This window comes from Bradyrhizobium sp. UFLA05-125, assembly GCF_059803515.1.
Genome location: NZ_JBANBJ010000018.1, coordinates 92,396 through 116,505, shown reverse-complemented (window position 1 = coordinate 116,505; position 24,110 = coordinate 92,396). Strand labels below are relative to the sequence as shown.

Genomic DNA, 24,110 nt, shown 5'->3' with positions numbered 1-24,110 from the left:
TCATCAAAACAACGGCGAAGCGCCGAACAAGTCGTTTGAATCCTGCAAATCGCTAAGGCGATCGCTGCTCTCGTTATTCGTCCGGGACCTCCGCGGGAGCGAATCGTCCGGACGCCCGGTGCGCAGTTCGAGGAGCCCGAGCAGAATCTCGTCCCTCTCTGCCTCGAGCTCCTTGATGGAGCGCGATCCAACCTCGGCGTGAACGCTGTCGACGAGCTTCTTCTGAGTCTCGGGCGTGAGCGCCGGCGTGCCGAGTGTCTTCCACGAAGCGGCCATCGGGCCGGCGAACTGCTGGAAGAAGTGCTCGATGCCGCCCGGCCCGCCGCCGAGATGATTGAGCATCATGTTGCCCATGATGCCCCAGCGCAATCCCGGACCCCAGGACAGCGCGTCGTCGACGTCGGCAGCGCTCAGGACGTCTTCGGCGACGAGATAGTAGACCTCGCGCGCCAGCGCGATTTGCAGGCGGTTGGCGACGTGGCCCGGCATCTCCTTGTTGAGACGTATCGCCTTCTTCCCGATCGATTTATAAAACTCGATCGCGCGCAGGATCGTCTCTTCCGAGGTCTTCGCACCACCGACCACCTCGACCAGCGGGATCAAGTGCGGCGGATTGAAGGGATGGCCGATGACGCAACGTTCCGGATGCGATGTAACGCCAGTTTGAATATCGCTCATTTTAAGGCCCGACGAGCTCGACGCGATAATCACGTCGTCCGGCAGCAACTCGTCGAGCTGCCTGTAGAGTTTCTGCTTGAAATCCAGCCGCTCCGGGCCGTTCTCCTGAACGAAGTCGGCGCCCTTCACTGCTTGCGCGAGATCGGCGGTGAATCTCAGGTTCGACTGCGACGCACCGGGCGAAAGGCCCAACCGTTCGAGTGCTGGCCAGGCCGCTTTCACGAACTTTCGCAGGGCGATTTCTGCGCCGGGCGCGATATCGGTCGCGACGACCTCAAATCCCCTGGCGAGATACAGCGCGCTCCAGCTTGCGCCAATGACACCGGTACCGATGACCGCGATGCGTCGTATAGTTCTGGTGTTGCTCATGTCGTTCTCCTTTTCGATGCTAGAAGGTGGCGTAGGCGACGCCGGTGAGATTGCCCTGGGCGGCCAGCAGGGTCCGCTTGCCCGTCCCATCGAGATTGGCGACGTAGAGGGAGCCGGCGAGATCGGTGACGAACATCCTGTTGCCGACGACGTCGAGCGCGAGCCCGATTCCCTCCATGAGGTCCGACACCACGATCTCGAGCGTCTGCTGTCCAGGCCTGGCGTCGATCCGCGCGCGGTTCACCGTGTTGCCGCGCGGAGGATTGCCACGGTCGGTCCAGTAGAGGACGCGATGTTGGAGATCGAGCTCGAGATCGATCGGCTCGGGAAGGTCGTCAAACAAGACTTCGGCGTCGCTGCGGTTGGCGGCTGTCTGGCCTTTTGGGATATCGATCCCGGCGCGCAGGATGCGCCCAACCCCGGCGTTGTCTCCGCCCTTTTGCGTCCAGTAGAACTGTCCGCGCACCGGATCGACCGCAACTCCAACACACCAGCGCGTCTGGTCAGGGCGGTCATGATCGCCCTCACCCGTCTGGACGAGCACCTCGATCTGCGAGCCATCGAGATTGGCGCGCATGACCCGCATGCCCTCGCGATCGGACCAATAGAGCTTGCCGCGCGCCTTATCGAGGTGGAGCTGCTTGGGCGTATATGTGCCGCCGGGTGCAACGATGAACCGGCGATTCTTTCCGTCGAGATCGGCGCGCTCGATTGAGCCGTCGTTCAACCTGGGAACGCCCATGTTGGTCCAGTAGACGTGACCGGCGGCGACGTCGACAGCGATACCATCGGGATAGGGGCAATCGGTGGCGATGACCTTGCGATTTGACCCGTCGGCATCCATGGAGAGAACGCGTCCGCCGCTCAGGTCCAGCAGAAATAGCCTGCTGCGAACCGCAACGGACGGCATCTTTGTTTTGGTAGCTTCACGTATACTCATTGTTTGACTCCTTCGGCGTCCGACCCATCGCTTATGCGACCCGTTCCCTTGCTTTCGGGATGGCACCATCTTCTCGCAGGCTCTCGATGCTCCTGGCGTCGAAGCCCAGCACGCTGAGAATCTCCTCCGTATGCTCGCCAAGGCCGGGCGCGCGCCGGGCCAGAACCTTCGTGACACCATGAACCTGGATCGGGCTGCTGATCGTCGACATCACTTTGCCGCCCGCACCTTCGAGCGGAACGACAATCTCGTTTTCCGTCAATTGTGGATCGTTGATGACGTCCTGCGGTCCGCGGACTTCGCCAAAAGTGACGTTGACGTTGGCAAAGACCGAATGCCAGTGCGGCATGGCCTGAGCGCCGAACACCTCGTCAAAGATGGCCGTGAGCTGCGGCATGTTCACCGCAAGCTGAGCTGCTTCAGAGAAGCGCGGGTCGGTCAGCAAGTCCGGGCGGCCGATTGCCGTCGCCACCGCCGCGAACTTGTCCGGCGTGATGATGAGAACGAACCATGTTCCGTCCGCGGCACGATAGACGTTCGTCGCGGCATTGGCGGGATGCTGACGGTCGTGCAACGGAGGAAATTTGGCTCCGGCGAGCGCCGCCTGAATGGAGACACTCGCGGACCAAACGCCCTCGGCAAGCAACGACGTCGTGACATAGGCGCCCTTGCCGGTCCGCTCGCGCCGGTAGAGCGCGGTCACGATAGCCGAATAGAGTCCGACAGCGGTGGCATTGTCGCCGCTGCCACTCACCGGCCAGGTGGGCGGAGCACCGGCGTCGCGCGTCAACGAAAGCAGACCGCTGCGTGCCCAATAGGAGGTGATGTCGAAGCCGGGCAGATTCGCATCCGGGCCCTTCTCGCCGAAGCCGGTGAGGTCGGCGTAGATCAGGCGCGGATTCCATCCCGCCACATCGTCATATTCGAGCTTCAGCTTCTTGCGCGCATGGTGCGGCGTGTTGACGATGAACACGTCGGCCCAGTTGGCGAGCTCAAAGAGGACCTGCTGCGCGCTCGGTGACTTTAGATCAAGCGTGATGCTGCGCTTGTTGCGGTTGGCGAGATGCCACTGATAAGGATCCGCGGCCTGCGGCTGGATCGGCACCTTGTGCCCGTTTCGCCACGGATCACCGTGCGGCGGCTCGACCTTGATGACGTCGGCGCCGAAGTCGGACAAGATCACAGCGGCGCTTGGTCCCGCGATGAAGCTCGACAGATCGACGACCTTCAGTCCTGAAAAGATGTTTTCATCAGTCATTGGAGACTCCTGGGTTTGAGTTGTGGTTTTCGCTGCTCGTCTTTTGCGATCAGCGACCGTGAAATCGTGCCGGGCGCTTCTGAAGGAATGCCGACGTGCCCTCCTTCTTGTCTTCCGTTCCGGCGCTGAGTCCGAAGTACGCGGCTTCCAGCGCGAACCCCTCGCCCTGGGACGTCTCCATTCCCTTGTTGACCGCATCGAGCGCATATCTGACGGCAAGGGGCGCGTTGGCTGCGATCTCTTTCAAGATCGCTTCCGCACGTGGAATGAGATCGGCGGCTTGGACGATCTCGTTGACCAGCCCGATGCGGTGCGCCTCCTGCGCGCTGATCATCCCACCGGACAAAATGAGCTGAAGGGCGCGGCCCTTGCCGACCAGCCGCGGCAGACGCTGTGTTCCGCCGCCGCCGGGGATCAATCCGAGTTTCACTTCCGGCTGGCCGAACTTCGCGCGTTCCACCGCGATGCGAATGGTGCAGGCCATAGCTGTTTCGCAGCCGCCGCCCAGTGCAAAGCCGTTGACAGCGGCAACAACGGGCTTGCCGAGATTCTCGATCAGATCGAGCACACCTTGGCCGTGGTGACTGGACCGTTCGGCGTCGATCGCCGTCGCCTGAGCAAGGTCGCCGATGTCAGCTCCTGCGATGAAGGCTTTGTCACCCGCTCCAGTCAGGATGACCCCGCGCACGTCCGGGTCGTTCTGCGCATTCTCGAAGACGGTGCGCAATTCTTGCCATGTCGCCCAGTTCAGGGCGTTCAGCGCCTTCGGCCGATTGATCGTCACATAGGCAAGGCCGTCTTTCTTTTCATAGAGGACGTTCGCGAGCGCCTGTGCCGGCGTTGACGAGACGGGTTGCTGGTGAACTGTTGCTACTGACGATGACATCGTCATTACTCCTGTTTGATGGGTGGGCCGGCAAAGTGATGCCGGCCCGTCAGTGGCGTTACACGAAGGCACTGAAGCCGGTGGCCGCCTTGGCGACGATCAGGTTCTGCATCTGGAACGTGCCTTCGTAGGAATACAAAGCCTCGGCGTCGGAGAAGAAGCGCCCGACATTGTTGTCGACGGCGATGCCGTTGGCGCCGCACACCTCGCGTGCCCAGGCCACCGTCTCGCGCATCCTTGCGGTGGTGAACGCCTTCGCGAGCGAGGCATGCTGATCGAGCAGCTTGCCCGCTTCTTCGATCTCCGCGAGCCGCAACATCATGGACTGGCAGGCCGTGACGTTGGCGAGCATCCTGGCGATGAGGTCCTGAACCATCTGAAATGAAGCGATTGGCTTGCCGAACTGCAGGCGCTGCTGCGTGTATTTGAGTGCGGCTTCATAGGCGCCCATCTGCAATCCGGTCGCCATCCAGCCAACTCCGGATCGGGTCAGGCGCAGCACATGCGCGGTGTCGCGGAATGAATTGGCGTGCTGCAGACGGTTCGCTTCCGGAACGCGGCAGTCCGTCATGGTGATCAAGCCATTCTGGACCACCTTGAGAGCCATCTTGTTCTGGATCTTCTCGACGCTAAAGCCAGGCGTCGCCTTGTTCTCGACGATGAAGCCCTTGACCTGGTTGTCCTCGACGTCGCGTGCCCAGATGATGGACACATCGCACCAAGGCGCGTTACCGATCCACTTCTTCTGACCGTTGAGGATCCACGTGTCGCCTTCGCGCTTCGCGGTGGTGGTGAGACCGCCACCGGTTCCCGAGCCGACCAGAGGCTCGGTCAGGCCGAAGCAGCCGATCTTCTCCAGGCGCGCCATCGGCGGAAGCCACTTCGCCTTCTGCTCCTCGGAGCCCAACACGGCGATCGTACCCATGGCCAGGCCGATATGCACGCCAAAGAAGGTCGAGAACGACGCGTCGACTTTGGTCATCTCCATGATCAGCATGCCGTGCAACTTGTCGCTGGCGCGCTTGTAGCCGTAGCCGTCGACGCCGAGGCCGCCGATATTGAGTTCCTTCAGCGCCGGCAGCACTTCGAACGGGAAGGCGTCTTCGACCCAGTATTTGTTGATGATGGGCGCGACCTTCGTCTCCATGAAACCACGCACCTTCTTGAGGATCGCCTGTTCATCCGGACTCAAAGTCTCGGTGATCTGATAGAAGTCGCTGTTCGGCGCCGGAAGCGGTTTCCGGGCAGCCGGCGGCTTGAGCGCTGTTACGGTCGTCATATGGATCTCCATTCCTTTTGCTTGCATCCTCTGCCGATCGACAAGACGGGTTCGGCTTCACGCGAGTTATGTGAGATTTGCTGCCCGCCGGCTTTGCTCTGGTTGCCGGGATTTTTTCATTAGTTGCTGTTGGCGGCGTTCAACCGGCTGCGCCCTGTATGCGCGTTATTCGCCGCGCTCGTCGTTGCCATGAAACGACCTGGACTGAGCACGAGCGCCATCAATGCTCGTCCGAAATGCGCGAGCCGAAAGCCAAGACGGGATAGGATCAATCAGGAGAAAGGTTAGCCGTGCGGTTCGCGGGCCACAGCTCGGTGAGCCATCCCGGAATCATCCCGCGATCAAAATGGTGGCGTCGGAGGTGAGGCCGTCAGTTGAGCCAGTGAGATCTGCGGTCGCCGTCACGATAGCGATCGTACGCGATCGAGCAGATAGCCGAGTCCGTCATTCGTGCGGCGACGCGAACCCGAACACATTCTGGGCGAATGTGCCAGAGGGCGCTCGACAGACTTGTGTGATCGTTCTAGAGAACCACGTCAGGCAGCAGCCCAATTGCAATCGAGTCACATTGAGGTGCTTATACTGGCGCTCGGTGGCAGCGCATCGAAGCGCAATAGATCAAATGATGCGACGCGATTGATGTCGGCAAGGCGTCGATCCGGGTTCGCCGCGAGATCGAGACTTGCCAACAGGTCCAACAGACGACGATGGACCAGGTCGGCGAGCTCTGCCGGCAATGGCTCCTCGTCGAACCACTCGATATAGCCGTCAACGAGATTGCTCAGAAGCCGATAGAGACCCCGCTGCTCGGGCTCATCCCTGCTCAAACGTTCGAGTTTCTGCTGGAAGGTTTTGAAGGTCCGCAAGCCGTGGTGCTGTTGCGAAACCCACCAATATAGGTCGTTCATTTCAGCTTCTCCAAATTAAAGAAGAAGCTGTGGGTGAATACACTGCACCGCATTGTCGGACAAATCACAATCTTGAGGGTGCGCCATTCGAGGCCTCCCGGCAAAAAGCGTCAATCGCAACTCGAAGTGCCTTATTTGCCGCGAGGCTCAGCAAGTTGCCGGCCCTGGCCCGCCGTCACGCGCGCGCGGTATTCGCCAGGGGATTCGCCAAACCAGCGATGGGTGGCGCGAAAGAAAGTGCTCTGATCGGCATAGCCCAGCAGGTAAGCGATCTCGGAAGAGCTCAGCCGCTGATCGGCGAGATGTTGCTGTACGAGCTCACGCCGCGTCTCGTCGACAAGCTTGGTGAACGAAGTGCCCTCGCTCATGAGGCGGCGCTGGAACGTGTGATCGCTCATGTTCAACTCTGCGGCAATGGTCGAGCGTAACGGCGCGCCATCCTGCAAACAGCGCGCGACCGCCTGGCGTGCTCGATGGCTCACGCCGGTGTTCTTCAGACAGCGCAGCGCCTGCTCGGCCATGCGATCGTGCAAGTCGGCCAGCTCGGGGGCTGCGGTCGGCAGTTTGCTCGCAAGATCTTCCGAAGAGATCAGCAAACCGTTGAAGGGCGCGTCGAACCGCAGGGGCGCGCCGAAGGCTTCGTCATAGGCAGCAAGTGAACTCGGCAGGTGGTGCCTGAAGGCAGCAACCAAGGGCCGCAGGGGTCGACCAAGCGTCCAGCGGCAGAAAGTCAGCAGGGTCAGGATTAGATAATCGTAGCGCTGACGGGGAATCGGACAATCGCCGCCAAACAGCTCCACGCGCGTCCACTTACCGCCCTTTCCCGGGTCGAGCGTGATCGTCACGGCGTCGCTGACAAGACTGAGGTAGCGGATCTGCCGCGCAAGGCCGGTCTCGAGGTTGGGACTCGACATCATGGCGTAGCCGACGAGCCCGTAATGGTCGGGCCGCGGCGCGTGCGGGTTGAACAGGCCGATGTCCGGATTGCCCGAGCGTTCAGCGGCGATCGTCCAAAGCTTGCTGATCCCCTCGGTTGGCCAGCGAAAATCGCCATCCTGCAGCTTCTCGATGCGAAGTCCGGCTTGCGCGAACAACGCGGCCACGTCCAGCCCGTGCGCGGCGAGCGAACTGGCAACACCGCGCATCCAGGCGGACGAGGTCGTGCGCTTGTTCAACATTTTGTGTGGCGTTCCCAAGCCAGTCATTTGGCTTCCCGAAATCATTGTTCGGGGCGGCGCCGTTCCTACCTGCAGAGGCTCAATCCATAGCGAACTAGATTCACCACCGAAAATCAAGGCGATACTGCCAATGTCCGAGCTTGAAACGTCCACCCCAGGGGCCAGCGCTATCGCCCTTGTTGACGGTCAGTCGGCGATGACCGAGCCGCAGCCGTACTGCGACGCTTGGCAGAGCCATGGTCCGACGAAGCTGCTGTCATCTTCGGTCGATCGAGGCTGGTCAGGCTTGTCGGCCGAGTTACGGGCTCATGGCAAAGGCGTAGTCCCTTGGCGGGGTGCGCCATCCGATACCGAAATTTGCGTGGGCATCCGCGGCGGGATGGGATCGCTCATCACGCGGCAGGCCGCCGGGATGTCAGAGCAGACTGTCGCCCGCCGCGATATGGTTTGGCTTACTCCCGCCGGTTGGCAGAAAGGCTCAGTCGAGTTCGCCGACGACGTGCCGGAGGTCGTGCATATCTATCTTCCCCCGAGCCAGTTCTCCCCGAGCAAGCTTGGCATCGAGAGCGATCACTTGGTGCTTGGCGCGCTGAGATATGAAAACGCATTCAGGGACCCGCTGCTGGGCGGGGTGGCACGAGCCATTGCCTCCGAACTGAAGTCTGAAACATCTGCCGGCAAGCTGTTGGTTGAATCCCTGGCCAACAGCATGGCGGTAAGACTGGTTCAAAACCACGTCAGCACGCCAGCCGCCGAAACCGGGGCGTCTCACGCAAGAGGAGGGCTTGATCGACACAGGCTTTTCCGTGTTCTGGATTACATAGAGGCAAACCTGGAAGGCGATCTCAGTCTTGATGGCATGGCCTCGATTGCTTGCCTGAGCCGATACCATTTTGCGCGCGCATTCAGGCAGTCGGTCGGGCAATCGCCGCATCGCTACCTTAGTGCCAGGCGGCTTGAGCGTGCGAAAGCACTGTTGAGACGCGGCGATCGTACGCTGGTCGACATTGCGCTCGCGCTGAGCTTTTCCAGTCAGGCCAATTTCACGCGCGCATTCAGGCAGGCGACAGGTCAGGCACCCGGCCGATATCGTCAAACGGCTGGAGGAAGCGGAACGCCCGCCTGGCGCCAACAGGGGCGGCTCGCAACCTTGAACGAGCATCGCACCAGTTTCGCACTGGAAACGATCTGAACGAAACCCTACAAACGCGATCGAAATCAAACAAAAGCGCGGCAAAAACAACGAAGCTGATCGTTTCCCTCCGCGCATAGCGGCCTGGTTGCCGGCTCGAGTCCTGCCGGGCCGGCCAGCCTTCGCTCGTTGCGAGAGCTTCGGCTTTCGCAGGTTCGAAGGCTCACGAATTGAGCGCTCCGCAATTCCAGCGCCCCTTCCGTAAACCTCTTAATCTTCGACCCGGTACAGCCGCCATCGCTCGGGCACGCCTTTGAGCTGGTGAACGCCGTGATCCCTGAAGCGGATTTGCGCGTGCGACACGAGCAGGTTCTTGACCGCGCTCGAGACCAGGACTTCGCCGGCGCGCGCTTTGGCGGCGATGCGCGTGCCGATGTGAAAGGCAAGACCGACCATTTCGCCCCCGCTCACCGTATACTCGCCCGCATGCAGCCCTACCCTGATCTCGAGCCCGAGCGTGCGCACGGCCTTTTGGATCGCGGTCGCGCAATTGACCCCGGCAGCCGGCGCCTTGAACGTCGCCAGGACTCCGTCCCCCGTCGTCACGACTTCCTTTCCGCGCGAGGTTTTCAGCTCCTTGCGCACGGCGGCGTAGTAGTGGCCCATCACCTTTGTCCAACGCGCATCGCCGAGCTTTGCAGCCTTTTCGGTGGAGCGGACGATATCGACGATCAGGATCGTGGCGAGCGCCTGTTTGAGCTCGGTGCCGCGCTCCACGGATCTGGGCCGTAGCGCAATCGGTCCGGCCAGCGATTCGTAGCGATGGCTGCGACGCCGCGCGATCGCGGCTTTTGCATAGTCCTGGGCACGCTGCGCCGTCCCACAACGAACTGTCTTCTCCCTCGGCGCAAGCGTCCAGTAAACCTTCCGCCCGTCTCCGGCGCCATGGACTTCCACGGCGCCCCACTTCAGGAAAACCGCCGAGCCAACGCGCCGAACACACCACGCCTTCGACGTGTATCCGGAAACGTTCGACTGATGGACGCCGATGCGCAGGAATTTTGGCATGAACGTGCGGCCAATCGCAGGACCATTTGGGCGTAGCTGAGGTAAAGCGTAGTTGGACATTCCCGCGTTGGCAACAGGACTTCCCGACCCAGGATTTGCCTATGCCTCTGCCGTCAAGTTCGCGATCAACCCGCAGGAGAGGGTAACGAGACAGGCATTGTTCGGTCATCGCGGCCAGCGGCGAGTGCCAAGAAGAATGCCGTGTTGCAGCCCCGGCACGTTGACGTCGTAGATCCGAAGATCTGACCAATCGAACGCGTCTTCAACAGCCTTGAGTGCCGTCGACTCGTTGATTTCGTGAACTTCGGTCGCGTAGAGAACAGGCTGCCCGCCGTAGACCTGCTCGAAATCATGAACGATCTCGAGAATGGGCGGCTTCGTACGGTCAAGATGCAGACCCGTATCGGGACGTAGCGCGTCACCCCACGGGGGAGCGAGGAAAACTACAATCAGATGATCGGCGGGATGTCTGTGCGAGGCGATAAGATATTTGTAGCTGCCACAGACGAGTTCAATAGGGGCGTGGAGGTGAGCAATATTCCGGATCGTCAAATCGAAGACTGCGGGTTCGATCTCAAAGCCGATCCCCTTCGCACCGGGTAAATGGCGCACAATCGCGTTAAGGCCATTGCAAGAGCCCGCGAACGGATCGACGACGCCGATCGGACGGCTACCGGCTATTGGCGCGACGACCTCGGCGATGTCGCTACCAATTTTATTGCCAAGGGGGTCTTTGACGGCCTCAAGGCATGTCCGCGCCAGGATGCGCACACCGCGCCCGTACCAGTCCTTTGGAGCCATCCCGTAGAGATGAACATGATTGGGATCGTTGAAGCAGTCCCTGCCATACTTTTCGACCTCCCACAGCTCAACGAGTTGATTTCGCTTTTCGGAACTGAGCAAGAAGTCTCGGTCGTACTTCCGATCCACATCATGTGCTGGCAAGACGCACCTCCACAGATCGTGCTCGGGTCGGAAAGCTATCATCCGGGCGCGCTGCCGACCAGAAGATGGCCGCAGCGGTAGACGTCCTTTTCATTGCCCCATCATCAGGCTACCGCACCAGAAATATCTGTTTCGCACCTCTTTCCTTCACCTCAACCGCGGACAAACTATCGCTCCGCATTCGAAGCCACTCGGTCGTGCCGTTGCACGAAAAGGCTGGATTGGTTGTTTCCCTCAGCCGAATTTTCCCTCCTTCAATGGCCAGGCCGCCAGGCAAACTGACAAAGATATCATCGGTGTCAGAAACTGACTCATTTGTAATTGGACATTTTTGGAACCTTGCGTGTTTTCAATGTTTCAGTTTGCGCGCCTTGCCGTCCGCGCTGCATGGGGCCGGCTCAAGCGCGAAAGCATCTGGTGCCAACGCCGAGACTCGCCCCCCGAGTGACCGGTTGCTGGAGGGCTTTGGGCATCAGGGGCCGATATTTCAGTCTTCAGCATCGCCTTGAAACAGGAGTCAGAGATGAAATACCTCATGGCCTCCCTCGCTGTCAGTGCCTGCCTGCTGGTCCCGTCGGTCGTGCTTGCCGCGAATCCACATCTGGTGACGAACCAAAAGGGACAGCCGGGCTCGAACCACGGCATATCGTGCAATACTGGGAGTGTCGGCCCCGGGCCGGGCGGATCGGTCAACGCCAACGGCTCACCGTTCAATGTCGACGTCACCAAAACCTACGCCGGCAACGCAGGCAATCCGACCGGGCCCGGCGGCCATGCAAACGCGAACACCGATCACGCGGTTTCGCAGTACGACGTCGCCTGCTTCCAGCATTCCCAGATGCCGTAGCGGATCTGTTTCGACCGGGTTTCCATCACCCGGTGGAGGAAAGCATTCTCCGTGAGCTCCGGAGATGCCTCCGGCGCGAACAGGCTGATCTTTGCCTGCTCGCGGTTTGCCCGCTTCGGAGCGCCGGGCGGACTGCTCGGTTGTAGCGACAGGAAGAGAGCCACATGCGTCTCGGCGTTGCGGGTGCTCTCGTCTGCGTACTCATGGTCGGGCTTGGCTACGCCAATAGCCCGGGGGGCTCGACTTCGACTTACATCACCGCCGCCGTGGAGCGTGGCAACATTGCTACCCGGGTAAGGGCGAGCGGCACCGTCGAGGCAGTCGTTACTGTCGATGTCAGCTCCCAATTGTCCGGACGCATCGCCAAGGTGTTCGTTGGCTTCAATGATTCGGTCACGGCCGGCCAGCCCATCGCGCAACTCGATCAGGAGACTTTTGTCGCTCGCGTGAACGAGGCGAGAGCCGCACTGCGCGTGGCGAAGGCGGCGGCACAGCTTGAGACGGCTGCGTTCGAACGGGCGAAAATCGCAGTGGAGAACGCGCAGACGGCCGAAAAGCTGGCGGAGGCGCAATCCACCGCCGTCAAGGCCAAACAAGGCGAGCTGGAGAGAGAGCTCCAACGAAAGATTCAGTTGGTGCGCACCGGCAGCGGCACCGAGCAGGACTTGACCCGCACACAGGCGCAGCGCGATTCCGGAAACGCAGACCTGCGTGCTTCCATCGAACAGATCACGATGAAGACCGAAGCGATTGCAATCGCGGAGGCGGAACGGCAGATGGCGGAAGCCAACCTCGAGAACACGCAGGCCGTCATCGAGCAGAAGCAGGCTGCTCTCGAACAGGCGCAACTCGATCTCGACCGCACCCTGATCCGCGCCCCGATCGACGGCATCATCATCAAGCGAGACGTCAATCCTGGACAGACCGTCGCCGTCAGCCTGGAAGCGAAGACGTTGTTCCAGATAGCGGGGGATCTGCACGAGATGGAGGTGCATGGGAAGATCGACGAGGCCGATGTCGGACAGCTAAGGATTGGCCAGGCCGTGGAGTTCGCGGTCGACGCCTATCCGGATCGAACCTTCGGCGGACGCGTGCTGCAAATCCGGAAGGCTCCCGAAATTGTCCAAAACGTCGTGACTTACACGACGATCATTTCCGCGCCCAATCCCGATCTGCTGCTCTTGCCGGGGATGACCGCGCAGCTCGGCATCGTGATCAATGACAGCGGCGATGTTCTCAAGATCCCCGGCCAGGCGCTGCGATTCAGGCCGGTCGATCGTTCGGAGGATGAGAGCCGTGTCGCCGCGAAGGGATCGACCACGGTATGGGTGGTGAATGGCGAGGGTCGACCGGACCCAGTCGTCGTAAGGCTCGGCGCAAGCGACGACAGCGGTGCTGCCTTGCTGGAAGGTCCCCTGACAGAGGGCCAGCAGGTGATCACGGGTGTTGCCACCTCACAGAGCCGCCGAAACTATTTCGGAGTCCGGCTTGGATTCTAAGATGGCCTCGCTGGTCCAGACGATTGGGCTTTCCAAGGACTATCCGTCGGGAGGAGGCCTCATTCGCGCCGTGCACGACGTGTCGGTTTCGATCGCAGGCGGCGAGCTTGTCGCGATTCGCGGCCGCTCGGGCTCTGGAAAGTCGACCCTGCTGAATCTTCTGGGTCTCCTCGAGCGACCCGACCGCGGCCGGTACACGTTGAACGGACGGCCGGTGGAGAATCTGGACAACAGCGCCTGCGCAAGGATCCGGGGGCAGGACATCGGCTTCATATTCCAGATTCCGGCCCTTGTGCCGCGGACGAGCGCACTGGAGAATGTCGAACTGCCGCTGGTTTATGCGGGCGTTTGTAACCGTGAACGCCGCGCCAGGGCCGCGGAAGCGCTGGACCGCGTCGGACTGGCCCATCGTCGCCATCATTGGCCGAACCAGCTCTCCGGCGGAGAGCAGCAACGAGTCGTTGTTGCCCGCGCTATCGTCAATGACCCAACACTCATACTGGCCGACGAACCGACGGGTGCACTCGACAGCACGACAGGCGACCAGATTCTTTCGCTGTTCGAAGAACTGCACCGAGACGGTCGCACGATCATCATCGTTACCCATGCGGCGGAGGTCGCCGGGCGCACGCGACGGCGGATCACCCTCCGGGACGGTGAGATCGTCGAGGATGATGGGGCATCGACTAGCAATTCTCCTCCATTGACCTTCTACCAAGGGCGCGTGCGATGAGCCCCCTGGAAGATCTCCGCATTGCCACGCGAGCACTTCGGGTGAACAAGCTGCGAAGTGCGCTGACTGCACTTGGACTCCTGGTCGGAGTTTCAGCAGTCGTCTGCATGGTGTCGCTCGGCGCCGGTGCCCGGGCGGAAGTGTCTGAGACAATCCGCACCCTCGGCGCCAACCTTCTCCTGGTATGGCCTGGCGCGAGAACCAATTCGAACGGAGCAAGGCTCGAAGCCGGAACACAGCCAACGCTGACGGAGGAGGATGCCGCGGCGATCCGGCGCGACCTCGCGAACGTACGGGTTGCGGCGCCATTGCTGTCGCGCACGATGCCGCTTGTCGCAGGAGACAGAAACTGGAAGACGTTGGTTGCCGGAATCACGCCCGACTACCTGGTCGCTCGTGAATGGACGATATTGGATGGCCGCTCGTTCAACAGTGCCGAGATCGATTCCGGCGCCAAAGTCGCCATCGTTGGGGCAGTCATTCCTGTAGAACTGTTCGACTCGCGTCCCGCAGTCGGAAAGACATTCCGGATTGGCGACGTGCCCTTTACGGTCGTTGGTGTGCTGGACAAGAAGGGAATCGGAGCCGCCGGCCGCAGTCAGGACGATGTCGTCTTCGTTCCAATCTCGACCGCGAAGAGTCGCGTGCTTGGCTCGGTACATGGTACAACCCGCCAGGCTCTGGATTTCATCGCCGTCAAGTTTTCGGACGTCGCCGCAAGACCGGCGATGGAAAGCGAAATCGAAGCACTGCTTCGGCAGCGACATCATATTCGCGCTGATGCGCGTAGCGATTTCAGTATCGACAACCCGGCGGACGTTCTCATTGCACGAGAGGCCGCGGTCCGGACCCTGGGAATTCTGCTGATTGCGGTCGCATCAGTCTCGCTCATTGTCGGCGGCATCAGCATCATGAACATCATGCTGGTTTCGGTCACGGAACGGACACGCGAAATCGGCTTGCGTATGGCCGTCGGAGCCACGCAGGGGGACATCCAGCGGCAGTTCCTGGTCGAGTCTGCCGTCTTGGCGACGCTGGGAGGCCTGATCGGCGCTGGCGTTGGGATTGCCGCGGCCATCGCGATCGCGTGGAGGGCCGGCTGGCCGGTCATGATCAGCCCTTGGCCGGTATTGGCCGCTTGCTGCTTTGCCGGTTTGATCGGAATTGCGTTTGGCATGTATCCGGCGCGACGAGCAGCCCGCCTCGATCCAATCGTCGCGCTGCGCTTCGAATGACCGAGAGAGAGAGAGTGTGTGTGGTAATGCGCCCCCACCGTTCACGGCGACGACGGCACGGCATCCGCCAAATACTGCGCGAACAGGCGCTCGCCGTTCTGCGCCGCCCGGCGCTCCTGTTCGGCGACTTCAGAACGGGCCTCGTCGTGGCGGCCGAGCTTGACCAGCGCCTGCGCGCGGAGCGCACCGAACCAGGTCTGCCAGGTCTCGAAGCCAGTCGCCTTCCAGGCGGCGATGCCCTCGTCGAGACGCGCAAGGCCACTCTCCACCGCGCCGTCCCGGATGTCGGCCCAGCCGAGCGCGACGTCGGCGAAGGCAACGAATTCCGGAAAGCCCATCTCGACGCAGAACGGGCGGCAGCGCGTCGCCCAGTCGCGCGCGGTCGCGACGTCGCCGCGCAGCATCGCGACGATGAAATTGGCGAGCATGGAAAAGCCGCGTGAATGCGGCTGGCCGAGCGCCTCCGCAAGCTGCACCGCATCCCGCGCATGGGCCGCGCCGGCATCGCCGGCGCCCGTCATCGCGCAGGCGATGCCGAGATAGAAGCGGCCGAACACGCCGAAATCCATCATGTAATGCGGATAGAGCGGCGCATGGCGCTCCGGCCGGTAAAGCCCGACCGTCTCGCTCAGGCGGCTCCGTGCCTCCATCGCATCGCCGAGATGCAGGCGGATCATGCCGTTCATGTTGCCGGCCGCGAGCGTGTGCTCTTCGCTGGGGTCGTCGGCCTTCATCGCATCGAGCGCTTCGGCGAGCGGCAGCGCGGTTGCGAATTCCGCCTTGCCCCAGTGATACAGCGCAAGGCCATAGGTGATGCGGAACAATGACGGCGTGTCGGGCAGTGCGCGGCAGGTGTCGTAGGCGCGCCGTTGCACGGCGCCGAAGTCGGGACTGCCGGGGCCCTTCATTACCATCTGGGCCGGGCCGAGCACGGCGAGCAGGCCGAGCTCCTCGCGCCGGCGCGCCTCGTCGTCGGGCTGATCGGCGAGCGCATCGAGCCCCGCCTGCAACAACGCCGCCGCTTCCTGCGCGCTGCCGCGCCCGATCGCCGCGCCGCCCGCGCGCAGCCACCATCCGGCAGCCGCATGCGGCTTGCCGCCGAGGGTGAAATGGCGGGCGACGATCTCCGGCTCGCGCTCGGCGATTTCGGGAAAGTCCGCGATCAGCCGCAGCGCGACGCGCTCGTGCAGCTCGCGCCGCGGCCGCGCCAGCAACGAGGCATAGGCGGCATCCTGGATCAGCGCGTGCTTGAAGCTGAGGTTCTCGCCCGGCCCTCGGCCAACCAGGCCGGAGGCGAGGATCGCCTGGAGGGGCTCGTCGAGCTCTTCGAGAGACTGTTCCGTCACTGCGGCGAGCAGCGCGGGCGCGAACTCGCGCCCGATCACGGCGCAAACCTGGATCACGCGCCGGGCCGGGCCGAGCCGATCGAGCCGCTCGGTCAACAGGTCGGAGAGGGTTTCGGGCAGATCGCCGCGGCGGATGCGATCCGGCGACTCCAGCATCATGCGCGTCATCTCTTCGACGAACAGCGGCACGCCGTCGGTCTTGGCGACGATGCGCGACACGTCGGTGGGCGACAGCCCGATGTCGCGCCCGATCGCTTCGGCAAAGCGGGAGGAATCGTCCGCCGTCAATCGGTCGACCGCGAGCGTGGTCACACTCTCGCGCGCGGCCCATTCGAGCCGCGATCCGGGCCGCGTCGTCGCGATCATCATCAAGGGCGCAGCGGGGCTTGCCTCGACGAAGCCGGAGAGGAAATCGAGCGAGGTGGGATCGGCCCAGTGCAGATCCTCATAGACGACGACCAGCGGCTTCTCCCGCGCCTGCGCAACCATGAGCTCCTGCAGGATCGCGAGCGTGCGCGCGCGCTGCTCGGGCGGGCTCATGCGGACCGGCGGCACGTCTTCGCCGGCGATGCCAAGCAGGCTCGCGAGCAGCGCGGGGGCTTCGGGATCAGTCGCTGGCCGGTCGTCGAGAAACACGCGCAGCTTCTGCAGCCGCACGCCGTCTTCGTCATGGGCCGCGATGCCGCATTGCCGCTGCAGCAGATCGATATGGGGATGCAGCACGGTGTTGGCGAGCGCGGCGTTGCATTGCAGGTTGACGGTCTGAAACGCCGCATCCGGTGCCGTCTCGTCCAGCACGTGCGCAAGGCGCGACTTGCCGATGCCGGCTTCGCCGACGAGATTGATGAACTGCGCCGATCCGGCGCACGCCACGTCGAACAGGCGCCTGAGCGCATCGCGCTCGACATGGCGATTGATGAGCGGCGCGCGGGCGATATCGAGCCGGCGCTCGAAGCGGCTGCGGCCGGCGCGAATACCGGTGGGCACGAACGCTGCGATCGGCTCGGCGAAACCCTTCAGCGTTTGCGGCCCGAGCGCGCGCGCCTCGAACACACCCTCGACCAGGCGCGCGGTCGACTGCGCCATGATGACCTCGCCCGGCGCAGCCAGCGACTGCAGCCGTGCGGCAATGTTGAGCGCCGCGCCGGTGAAATTGTCCTCGATGCGCGCGGTGGCCGCATTTCCCTGCCCGACGATCACGCCGGTGGCGATGCCGACACGGACCTGAAGCGGCGTGCCGGCGACCGCAGGGGCGAGCCGCGCGACTTTGTCGACGATGGCCAGACCGGCGCGGACCGCGCGCTCGGCTGCGTCCTCATTGGCGATCGGGTAGCCGAAGCAGACCACCACGCCGTCGCCGAGATGATGCAGGATGAAACCGCCGAAGCCGTCGACGGTCTCGCGGATGGCCATGCGATAGGCGGCGAGGCCGTCGAGCAGCTCTTCGGGGTCGCGCCCGTCGATCATCTGGGTCGAGCCGACGAGATCGGCGAACAGCACGGTCATGCTGCGGCGCTCGCCGAGCGCAAGCCGAACCGTCACCGGCTTCGCCTCGGCAATCCGCGCGCCGCAGGCGCCGCAGAACTTGACGCCCTCGCCGAGCGGCGTGCCGCACTGGGTGCAGAAGGCGGTCAATGGACCGGTGTCCGCTTGGGCAGCAGGGTGAAGCCCTGTGTGCTCTGCTGCGCGGTGCCGATGGCGAACATCAGGAGCAGGTCATAGTCGAGCCCCCGCGGCGCCTTCGTAAGGGCGCGGTGGACCGCCTGCGGATCGACCGGCGTCGCAGGATTTGGCGCGAAGCGTACGAACGGCAGCGCCGTCATGCTCGCGGTGGAGACGGCCGCGGGCAGCAGCAGCGCCGGCAACAGAAGCTGCGGCTGGTCGCCCGGGCGGTTCTGATACCACTGGGCCCATTGCGGGCCGCCCGGCGTGTAGAGGCAGAACGGCGTTCCGTCCGGCGGCAGCGACGCGATGATCGGCGAGGGATACATCCGCGCCGGGACCAGGCTTTGAGCAGTGCCATGGCAGCTCAGACAGGCGGACGCATGGAAGGCGCCGGAGACATTGGTATGCTTGACGTTCGGCGAGTCGCAATCGGCGTCGGTCTTGAGCTGGCCGCGCTGCACACCCTCCACCAGGATCACGCCGTGGCGCTGGGCGATGTCGATCGGTCCCGACATGCGCCCGCCCCATCCGAGGGTGGCCTCGGTGTAGTCGGGCGCCTTCGGATTGTGCCAGAACTGCGTGAGCGCCGTGCCGGGCGGATGACCTTCCGGATAGTGATCGAATTGCGGATCGTTGCCCCAGGCGGCACCGAGCGGCACCATCTGGTCCCAGGCACCTGTGCCCTTGGGCGCATCCTTGTCGTAGACGAAGGTCGCAAACACCCAGCCCGTCTCCGGTGCCGCGTCGGTGTCCTTGACGATGATGTCGAACTGCATCACGCGCAAATCCGTCACTTGCAGCGTGTAGGGCGCCTTCGAGCCGTGCAGGCGATGGTCGAGGATCTCCTTGAGCGGCGGCCGGTACACGCGCCAGATCGCGGCGCCATCGACCACCGGCCAGTCAGCCGGCGTCGCCGCCACGCCTCCGGCCTTCACAACGAGGGAGCCCTCGGGAAAGCTCGCGGCATCGACGTCGGGCTTGCCTATGTCCTTCCAGATCTTGTCCAGCATCGTCGCCGCCATGCGGTCGTAATAGACGATGGTGTGGTTTTCGGTGTCGCTCTTGAGCCCGCTGTTGGTCTCGCTCGCTCCAAGAATGATCTGTCCGGTAAATGCACCAAGGATCGGATCACGTCCGCTGTCATAGTCGCCGGGTGCGTCCGCCGGCCCCATCCAGGGCATGTCGTACCAGCCGCTCGAGGCCGGATCCCATTGCGCGGGCGCCTCGATCATCTTGCGCAGCGAGGGCGCGACATAGTCCTTCAGCCGCGCCATGTAGTCGCCGGCGTTGGCAACGGTGATGGGGCCCTTCGGCTTGACGTCGCGCCACGACCGCTCCGGTGGCTGCGCCGGATAGTCGTGGCTCAGCTTGCGGAACTTGTAGGGCCCCTCGAACGGCGGCGGGTTGGAGTCCGCCGGCGGGTAGACGCCAAAGTTGGAGGCGAACGGATCGGCCGCATCGGCCGCGACTGCGGCCGCGGGCATGAGTGCAGATATCAGTGCAAGCTTCAGCGTCAGCGTCGTGGCGGCTGTGGCGACGACCGCCCAGCTCGACCGGGATTGAGATCGCGGCATGTGCACCCCCTCGTGCCCATGGGACTGCTGCTCAAGCACGCATGCCTGCAGGACACGGCTTCCGGCGTTCAATCTGAACCCGAGATGCCGTTTGCGCAAGCGCGCCGGCGGACGCCCCCATTAAATTTGCAGAACTTTGGAATTTGCAGAAATTTTGAAAGCTTGCCGAAACGACCCTGCCGGGACGATTGACACACTCAGAAACAAATACGGCGCCCACAGCGGACGAGGCGTAGCATGGGATCAACGGAAGACATGTGACATTCTTCACAATTCGGCGAGGGTTTGGCGGCTGACGTCGGAGACGCCCGGCATCGACCTCCGGCGCGGCGTCATGATCCTTGGCGACCGCGTGACCCCAAAGTTGATGGTCGGTGGGCTGCTCGCGATCTCCGGCGTCGCCATCAAGTCAGACCGAGCGCTCGACCAATTTGAACCCGGAAGTCGCGCCGTGCCCAGCGTCGGCGTGGTAACGCGAGAGAATGCCGACGCTGCGAAGCGTCCGGCCGAGCGCTTCAGCATCCGTATCAAGCCGGAACTTGAAGCCGGAACTTGAAGCCGGAGTTTGGCGCCAGCAGGAACCCACCATCGACAGCGATCAACGCTTTCGTGAAATATGAAGCAGGTCACAGTCGTAAATCGACGGCCGGGTTACTCGGGCGAAGAATTCCGGCCGTCGATTTGGGGGCGATGAGATCGGAAGTGCGTCTGATGACTGACGGGAAAAGACATGAACCAGGAGATCGGAGCGACAGGCTATGTCCTGATCGTCAACAATGATCCGTTGATGCGGCAGGCGGTGAGCAGCTACTTTTCCGACCACAATTTCCCCACTAGTTGTTCGTCCGACTGGAGCGAGTTGAACTGCACCCGAACGCTTCCCAGCTTGATCATCATGGACCAGCCACACGGCCTGCATCACGGGCTGGATCGACTGCGATCCATCCGGTCGAAATCAGACGTTCCAGTCATCGTCACCGGCAATCGCGCCGACGAGGTTGACTCTGTCGTCAGCCTCGAACTTGGCGCCGACGACTACATCGTAAGGCCCAGTCCCAGAGAATTGCTCGCACGTGCCCGCGCGATACTGCGACGCCGGGAAATGTCGCGTTCAGCGCAAACTCGTGTGCGGGAAGGCGGCGGCTACAGGTTCGATGGCTGGCGGCTCGAGCGTTATGGCCGACGTCTCGTCGACCCCAACGAAACACCAGTCTCGCTAACCAAAGGCGAGTATGCCTTGTTGCTGGCGTTCCTGGAAGCTCCTGAGCGCCCCCTTTCACGCGAGCATCTCCTGAATGCGACGCGGGTTCATGAAGATATTTTCGATCGGAGCGTCGATGTTCAGGTCCTGCGGCTGCGGCGCAAGTTGGAGATTGATTCGGATGCACCGCCCATGATCCGGACCGAGCGCGGCGTCGGCTATGTTTTTGCCGCGCCGGTCGAGCGCTTCTAACCAATTCTTCGAACCGGCCATGTAAGACCCGATCCTTGACGGCCTTGATGGCGACCCGGCCGCAAGAGACGTGTTCCATTGGGCAGGCGGACCCCGGATGTGATTTTGGCGGGCGCGCATTGTTGTGTGACCGAGCCTGCGCGTCATCTTGCAGATGTGCGCTCGTTTGCCGTGAGCCACCACGCTACGGCTGTAACGCAATGCGTAGTTCCTGAAATTCTTGCGTAGCGCGTCCCGCTCATCGTGCGGGAGGCTCGCTCAGCTTCGCCGCCGGCGGAAGATTGTGCCGGCCGACATCGCATCCATCGGGAACCCTACGCATGTCAAATCCGATACTCAAGCAAGCCGTCGTCATCGGTGCGGGGATGGGAGGTCTCGCCGCGGCAAAGGCCGTCGCGCCGTACTTCGAAAAGGTCATGGTGTTCGACCGTGACGCATTGCCGGACGTGCCTGTGCCTCGTTCCGGCACGCCGCAGGCTTGGCACACGCATGGGCTGCTCGCGGGCGGACACCGAGCACTCGAATTTCTGTTTCCAGGCATCGAGCATGATCTCGTCGAGGCTGGCGCCGTTCGGATACGCGTTCGGCGCGACATGCGCCTCGAGGCGCCGGGCTTCGATCCTTTCCCGCAGCGCGACCTCGGCTTCGATCAATTCGGCATGTCGCGCCCTGCGCTCGAGCACGTCTGCCGTCGCCGGGTCGAACGTATCAGGAATATCGAGTTCAGGCCGCGCACGCGCGTGACGGAACTCATCGCCTCGCACGACAATCGTGCGGTGGCCGGAGTGCGCTTTGACGACATGCGCGGAAGGGAGGGAAGTCTTGCTGCGGATCTGGTCGTCGACGCCTCGGGTCGGGCTTCGCCAGCGCTTCGCTTCCTCGAAGCGATCGGCTCGGCGAAACCGGCAGCGATCGAGATCGGCATCGATCAGGCCTATGCGACGGCCATCTTCGAAAAGCCTGACGACGCTCCGACGGATTGGCTCGGCATGGTGCACGTGCCGATGCCGCCGGCCAGCAGCCGCCTCGCAATCATCATGGCCATAGAGGGGCAACGATGGAGCGTTTCGCTTTGCGTAAATCACGGCGAGACGGCGCCGGGCGACATTGACGGGTTCATGGCCTTCGCCAAGTCGCTTCGCCGTCCCACCATCTACAATGCGATCCGCGGCGCGAAGCAGGTCGGCAACATCGAGCGGTTCGGAATGCCATGCAGCGTGCGGCGCGCTTTCGACAAGCTCGACCGTTTCCCTCGCGGGTTGATCCCGCTCGGGGACTCGATCTGCCGCTTCCCCCCGGTCCAGGGCCAGGGGATGTCGGTCGCCGCGCAGGAGGGCTGCGTTTTAGCGACCCTGCTCGAGTCGCGCTGCCGACTCATCGATCCGCTCGATGGCCTCGCGGAAGCCTTCTTCCGCGACATCCAGCCGCTTCTCGAAACGCCATGGACCGTCGCGATGGACGATCTCGTTTATCCGCAGACGCGCGGCGTGCGGCCGCCGGACCTCGAAGCGAGGACGCAATACACGCGCGCGCTCATGCGGCTCGCCGCCGAGGACTACGAGACGGACAGGATCGTCTGCGAAGTACGAGGGCTCCTCAGGCCGCAGAGCGCGCTGCACCAGCCCGAGCTGGCAAGCCACGTCAAGTCCATGATGGCGGCCGCGTAGGCCCTTCATGTCTTCGAAATCACAAGTGGAGGAATTGATGAACGTCATGAACAAATCGACGACCTCCGGCCCAGCCGCGGAACTGGGCGCAAAGATGCAGGGACGAATCGTGTCACGGGGCGACGATGACTATGCCCGCACGCGGCGGGTATGGAACGGCGCGGTCGAGAACCAGCCTGCTTTATTTGCAGTGTGTGAGACGACCGCGGACGTGCAGGCGGCGGTGCGCAGTGCGCGTCGGCACGGAATCCCTCTGTCGGTGCGCGGCGGAGGTCATGACTGGGCGGGCCGCGCCTTATGCCCGAACGGACTCGTCATCGACCTCGGCAGGATGAGGCAAGTCATCGTGGATCCGCACGCTCGAACAGCAACCGTCTCCGGCGGAGCAAGGATCAAGGACGTGGCTGCCGCCGCCGGCTTCTACGGTCTGGTCGCGGCACTGGGCAACTGCGGTGAGGTCGGCGTCACCGGCCTCACCCTGGGCGGCGGCTACGGCCCTCTGAACGGTCGGTACGGCCTGGCGGCGGATAATTTGCTGGGCGCCGAGGTGGTGCTCGCGGACGGGCGGCGCGTAACGACCGGACCGGATGCGGAGCCCGAGCTGTTCTGGGCGCTACGCGGCGGCGGCGGCAATTTCGGCGTTGTCACCTCCATGCGGATCCAGTTGCATGAAGCGCCCCGCATGCTCGCGGGATCGATCGTGTATCCCTGGACCGAAGCCGAGTCAGTGCTGCGCCGCTACGCGGCGTTCGCGGAAACCATGCCTGACGAACTCGGTGTGTCAGCGATCATGACATCCGGTCCGGATGGCCAGCCCGCGCTCATGCTGTCGCCACTGTGGAACGGCGACCAACATCGAGGGGAACGCATCATCGGTGACCTCCAGGCCCTTGGAACGCCGCAATTCGCACAGCTTGGGCCGATGACCTACACCGACATGCTCGCCCCGTTTGACGCCTGGGTGGCGGAAGCGGCTGGCTGCCACTGGGAGATCCGGACGCGCTCGCTGCCCACGCTCATGCCCGGCGCTATCGATACGATCATCGGCGCAGCCGCCCGCAAGACGTCGCACCGCACTGCCATCGCTTTTCACCACTTTCACGGCGCGGCCACGCGCATTCCGGCGGATGCGATCGCCTTCGGCTTGCGCCAGGAGCATTTCATGGTGGAGATCATCGCCGGTTGGGAGCCCGATGGGAGCAACGGCGCGGAGCACAGGCAATGGGCGCAGAACCTTTGCAGGAGCCTCGCCCCGTTCGCCCTGCCGGGTGGCTACGCCAACCTGTTGGCGCCGGATGATCGCGAACAGGCGGCGACGGCTTATGGCGACAATGGCGCCCGGCTCTGCGCCCTCAAGCGTCGCTTCGATCCCAATCGGGTCTTCGCGTCTGCGATCCCGCTGCCGGAGAGATAGAGCCGTTCGATCGGGAAATCATGTTGCAGCCGTAAC

At 63.0% G+C, this 24,110-nt stretch carries 20 protein-coding genes; 9 read left to right on the top strand and 11 right to left on the bottom strand.

Annotated features, from left to right (window positions below; translation table 11 throughout):
* Nucleotides 1-3 precede the first annotated feature (3 nt).
* The 7 genes from SO156_RS18490 to SO156_RS18460 form a co-directional block, all read right to left on the bottom strand.
* Nucleotides 4-1,047, bottom strand: a complete 1,044-nt coding sequence (locus SO156_RS18490) for a 3-hydroxyacyl-CoA dehydrogenase NAD-binding domain-containing protein (protein ID WP_498535797.1) — start codon at nucleotides 1,045-1,047, stop codon at nucleotides 4-6.
* A 19-nt stretch (nucleotides 1,048-1,066) separates the two neighbouring features.
* The gene (locus SO156_RS18485; RefSeq protein ID WP_498535796.1) at nucleotides 1,067-1,987 is read right to left on the bottom strand and encodes a 3-hydroxyacyl-CoA dehydrogenase; all 921 of its coding nucleotides are present in this window, start codon (nucleotides 1,985-1,987) and stop codon (nucleotides 1,067-1,069) included.
* Between the two features lie 31 nt (nucleotides 1,988-2,018).
* Nucleotides 2,019-3,245 (bottom strand): CaiB/BaiF CoA transferase family protein, encoded by a 1,227-nt coding sequence (locus tag SO156_RS18480; RefSeq protein ID WP_498535795.1) that lies wholly within the window; start codon nucleotides 3,243-3,245, stop codon nucleotides 2,019-2,021.
* A 49-nt stretch (nucleotides 3,246-3,294) separates the two neighbouring features.
* Complete coding sequence (locus SO156_RS18475) at nucleotides 3,295-4,131, bottom strand: enoyl-CoA hydratase-related protein (RefSeq protein ID WP_498535794.1); 837 nt, start codon at nucleotides 4,129-4,131, stop codon at nucleotides 3,295-3,297.
* Between the two features lie 58 nt (nucleotides 4,132-4,189).
* Nucleotides 4,190-5,410: an acyl-CoA dehydrogenase family protein gene (locus tag SO156_RS18470; RefSeq protein WP_498535793.1), complete on the bottom strand. Its 1,221-nt coding sequence runs from the start codon at nucleotides 5,408-5,410 to the stop codon at nucleotides 4,190-4,192.
* Between the two features lie 563 nt (nucleotides 5,411-5,973).
* Nucleotides 5,974-6,318, bottom strand: a complete 345-nt coding sequence (locus SO156_RS18465; RefSeq protein ID WP_498535792.1) for a hypothetical protein — start codon at nucleotides 6,316-6,318, stop codon at nucleotides 5,974-5,976.
* A 131-nt stretch (nucleotides 6,319-6,449) separates the two neighbouring features.
* Nucleotides 6,450-7,496, bottom strand: coding sequence for an AraC family transcriptional regulator (locus tag SO156_RS18460; RefSeq protein WP_498535791.1), 1,047 nt, complete (start codon nucleotides 7,494-7,496; stop codon nucleotides 6,450-6,452).
* A gap of 130 nt (nucleotides 7,497-7,626) precedes the next feature.
* Between SO156_RS18460 and SO156_RS18455 the strand changes: the two genes are divergently transcribed.
* On the top strand, nucleotides 7,627-8,688 hold the full coding sequence (locus tag SO156_RS18455) for a helix-turn-helix domain-containing protein (protein ID WP_498535790.1): 1,062 nt from the start codon (nucleotides 7,627-7,629) through the stop codon (nucleotides 8,686-8,688).
* A gap of 210 nt (nucleotides 8,689-8,898) precedes the next feature.
* On the opposite strand, the gene SO156_RS18450 is transcribed toward SO156_RS18455, so the two are convergent.
* Nucleotides 8,899-9,696: an adenylate/guanylate cyclase domain-containing protein gene (locus SO156_RS18450; RefSeq protein WP_498535789.1), complete on the bottom strand. Its 798-nt coding sequence runs from the start codon at nucleotides 9,694-9,696 to the stop codon at nucleotides 8,899-8,901.
* 165 nt (nucleotides 9,697-9,861) lie between these two features.
* Nucleotides 9,862-10,641, bottom strand: coding sequence for a class I SAM-dependent methyltransferase (locus SO156_RS18445; RefSeq protein ID WP_498535788.1), 780 nt, complete (start codon nucleotides 10,639-10,641; stop codon nucleotides 9,862-9,864).
* Between the two features lie 523 nt (nucleotides 10,642-11,164).
* Between SO156_RS18445 and SO156_RS18440 the strand changes: the two genes are divergently transcribed.
* The 4 genes from SO156_RS18440 (at nucleotide 11,165) to SO156_RS18425 (ending at nucleotide 14,955) form a co-directional block, all read left to right on the top strand.
* Complete coding sequence (locus tag SO156_RS18440; protein ID WP_458147514.1) at nucleotides 11,165-11,488, top strand: adenylate cyclase; 324 nt, start codon at nucleotides 11,165-11,167, stop codon at nucleotides 11,486-11,488.
* A 164-nt stretch (nucleotides 11,489-11,652) separates the two neighbouring features.
* The gene (locus tag SO156_RS18435) at nucleotides 11,653-12,987 is read left to right on the top strand and encodes an efflux RND transporter periplasmic adaptor subunit (protein ID WP_458147513.1); all 1,335 of its coding nucleotides are present in this window, start codon (nucleotides 11,653-11,655) and stop codon (nucleotides 12,985-12,987) included.
* 1 nt (nucleotide 12,988) lies between these two features.
* Entirely contained in the window at nucleotides 12,989-13,720 is a 732-nt protein-coding gene (locus tag SO156_RS18430; RefSeq protein WP_498535787.1) for an ABC transporter ATP-binding protein, read from the top strand.
* The gene (locus tag SO156_RS18425) at nucleotides 13,717-14,955 is read left to right on the top strand and encodes an ABC transporter permease (RefSeq protein ID WP_498535786.1); all 1,239 of its coding nucleotides are present in this window, start codon (nucleotides 13,717-13,719) and stop codon (nucleotides 14,953-14,955) included. Before SO156_RS18430 ends, SO156_RS18425 begins: the two co-directional genes overlap by 4 nt.
* 41 nt (nucleotides 14,956-14,996) lie before the next feature.
* On the opposite strand, the gene SO156_RS18420 is transcribed toward SO156_RS18425, so the two are convergent.
* Together SO156_RS18420 and SO156_RS18415 are read right to left on the bottom strand one after the other, a co-directional pair.
* The gene (locus SO156_RS18420; RefSeq protein WP_458147510.1) at nucleotides 14,997-17,936 is read right to left on the bottom strand and encodes an AAA family ATPase; all 2,940 of its coding nucleotides are present in this window, start codon (nucleotides 17,934-17,936) and stop codon (nucleotides 14,997-14,999) included.
* On the bottom strand, nucleotides 17,933-19,540 hold the full coding sequence (locus tag SO156_RS18415; protein WP_498535785.1) for a hypothetical protein: 1,608 nt from the start codon (nucleotides 19,538-19,540) through the stop codon (nucleotides 17,933-17,935). The genes SO156_RS18420 and SO156_RS18415 overlap by 4 nt, the downstream gene beginning before the upstream one ends.
* Before the next feature lie 334 nt (nucleotides 19,541-19,874).
* Here SO156_RS18415 and SO156_RS18410 point away from each other — a divergent pair, with 334 nt between their 5' ends.
* The 4 genes from SO156_RS18410 to SO156_RS18395 all read left to right on the top strand — a co-directional run bounded on the left by SO156_RS18410 (nucleotide 19,875) and on the right by SO156_RS18395 (nucleotide 24,074).
* Complete coding sequence (locus SO156_RS18410) at nucleotides 19,875-20,096, top strand: hypothetical protein (RefSeq protein WP_458147508.1); 222 nt, start codon at nucleotides 19,875-19,877, stop codon at nucleotides 20,094-20,096.
* A gap of 174 nt (nucleotides 20,097-20,270) precedes the next feature.
* Nucleotides 20,271-20,993 (top strand): winged helix-turn-helix domain-containing protein, encoded by a 723-nt coding sequence (locus tag SO156_RS18405; protein ID WP_498535784.1) that lies wholly within the window; start codon nucleotides 20,271-20,273, stop codon nucleotides 20,991-20,993.
* 320 nt (nucleotides 20,994-21,313) lie between these two features.
* Nucleotides 21,314-22,660: an NAD(P)/FAD-dependent oxidoreductase gene (locus SO156_RS18400; RefSeq protein ID WP_498535783.1), complete on the top strand. Its 1,347-nt coding sequence runs from the start codon at nucleotides 21,314-21,316 to the stop codon at nucleotides 22,658-22,660.
* A 37-nt stretch (nucleotides 22,661-22,697) separates the two neighbouring features.
* The gene (locus tag SO156_RS18395; RefSeq protein ID WP_498535782.1) at nucleotides 22,698-24,074 is read left to right on the top strand and encodes an FAD-binding oxidoreductase; all 1,377 of its coding nucleotides are present in this window, start codon (nucleotides 22,698-22,700) and stop codon (nucleotides 24,072-24,074) included.
* Nucleotides 24,075-24,110 lie beyond the last annotated feature (36 nt).

Coding starts and splice junctions, on each gene's coding strand:
- SO156_RS18490 (WP_498535797.1), bottom strand. CDS start 1,047: ATGAGCAACACCAGAACTATACGACGCATCGCGGTCATCGGTACCGGT.
- SO156_RS18485 (WP_498535796.1), bottom strand. CDS start 1,987: ATGAGTATACGTGAAGCTACCAAAACAAAGATGCCGTCCGTTGCGGTT.
- SO156_RS18480 (WP_498535795.1), bottom strand. CDS start 3,245: ATGACTGATGAAAACATCTTTTCAGGACTGAAGGTCGTCGATCTGTCG.
- SO156_RS18475 (WP_498535794.1), bottom strand. CDS start 4,131: ATGTCATCGTCAGTAGCAACAGTTCACCAGCAACCCGTCTCGTCAACG.
- SO156_RS18470 (WP_498535793.1), bottom strand. CDS start 5,410: ATGACGACCGTAACAGCGCTCAAGCCGCCGGCTGCCCGGAAACCGCTT.
- SO156_RS18465 (WP_498535792.1), bottom strand. CDS start 6,318: ATGAACGACCTATATTGGTGGGTTTCGCAACAGCACCACGGCTTGCGG.
- SO156_RS18460 (WP_498535791.1), bottom strand. CDS start 7,496: ATGTTGAACAAGCGCACGACCTCGTCCGCCTGGATGCGCGGTGTTGCC.
- SO156_RS18455 (WP_498535790.1), top strand. CDS start 7,627: ATGTCCGAGCTTGAAACGTCCACCCCAGGGGCCAGCGCTATCGCCCTT.
- SO156_RS18450 (WP_498535789.1), bottom strand. CDS start 9,696: ATGCCAAAATTCCTGCGCATCGGCGTCCATCAGTCGAACGTTTCCGGA.
- SO156_RS18440 (WP_458147514.1), top strand. CDS start 11,165: ATGAAATACCTCATGGCCTCCCTCGCTGTCAGTGCCTGCCTGCTGGTC.
- SO156_RS18435 (WP_458147513.1), top strand. CDS start 11,653: ATGCGTCTCGGCGTTGCGGGTGCTCTCGTCTGCGTACTCATGGTCGGG.
- SO156_RS18430 (WP_498535787.1), top strand. CDS start 12,989: ATGGCCTCGCTGGTCCAGACGATTGGGCTTTCCAAGGACTATCCGTCG.
- SO156_RS18425 (WP_498535786.1), top strand. CDS start 13,717: ATGAGCCCCCTGGAAGATCTCCGCATTGCCACGCGAGCACTTCGGGTG.
- SO156_RS18415 (WP_498535785.1), bottom strand. CDS start 19,540: ATGCCGCGATCTCAATCCCGGTCGAGCTGGGCGGTCGTCGCCACAGCC.
- SO156_RS18410 (WP_458147508.1), top strand. CDS start 19,875: ATGATCCTTGGCGACCGCGTGACCCCAAAGTTGATGGTCGGTGGGCTG.
- SO156_RS18405 (WP_498535784.1), top strand. CDS start 20,271: ATGAACCAGGAGATCGGAGCGACAGGCTATGTCCTGATCGTCAACAAT.
- SO156_RS18400 (WP_498535783.1), top strand. CDS start 21,314: ATGTCAAATCCGATACTCAAGCAAGCCGTCGTCATCGGTGCGGGGATG.
- SO156_RS18395 (WP_498535782.1), top strand. CDS start 22,698: ATGAACGTCATGAACAAATCGACGACCTCCGGCCCAGCCGCGGAACTG.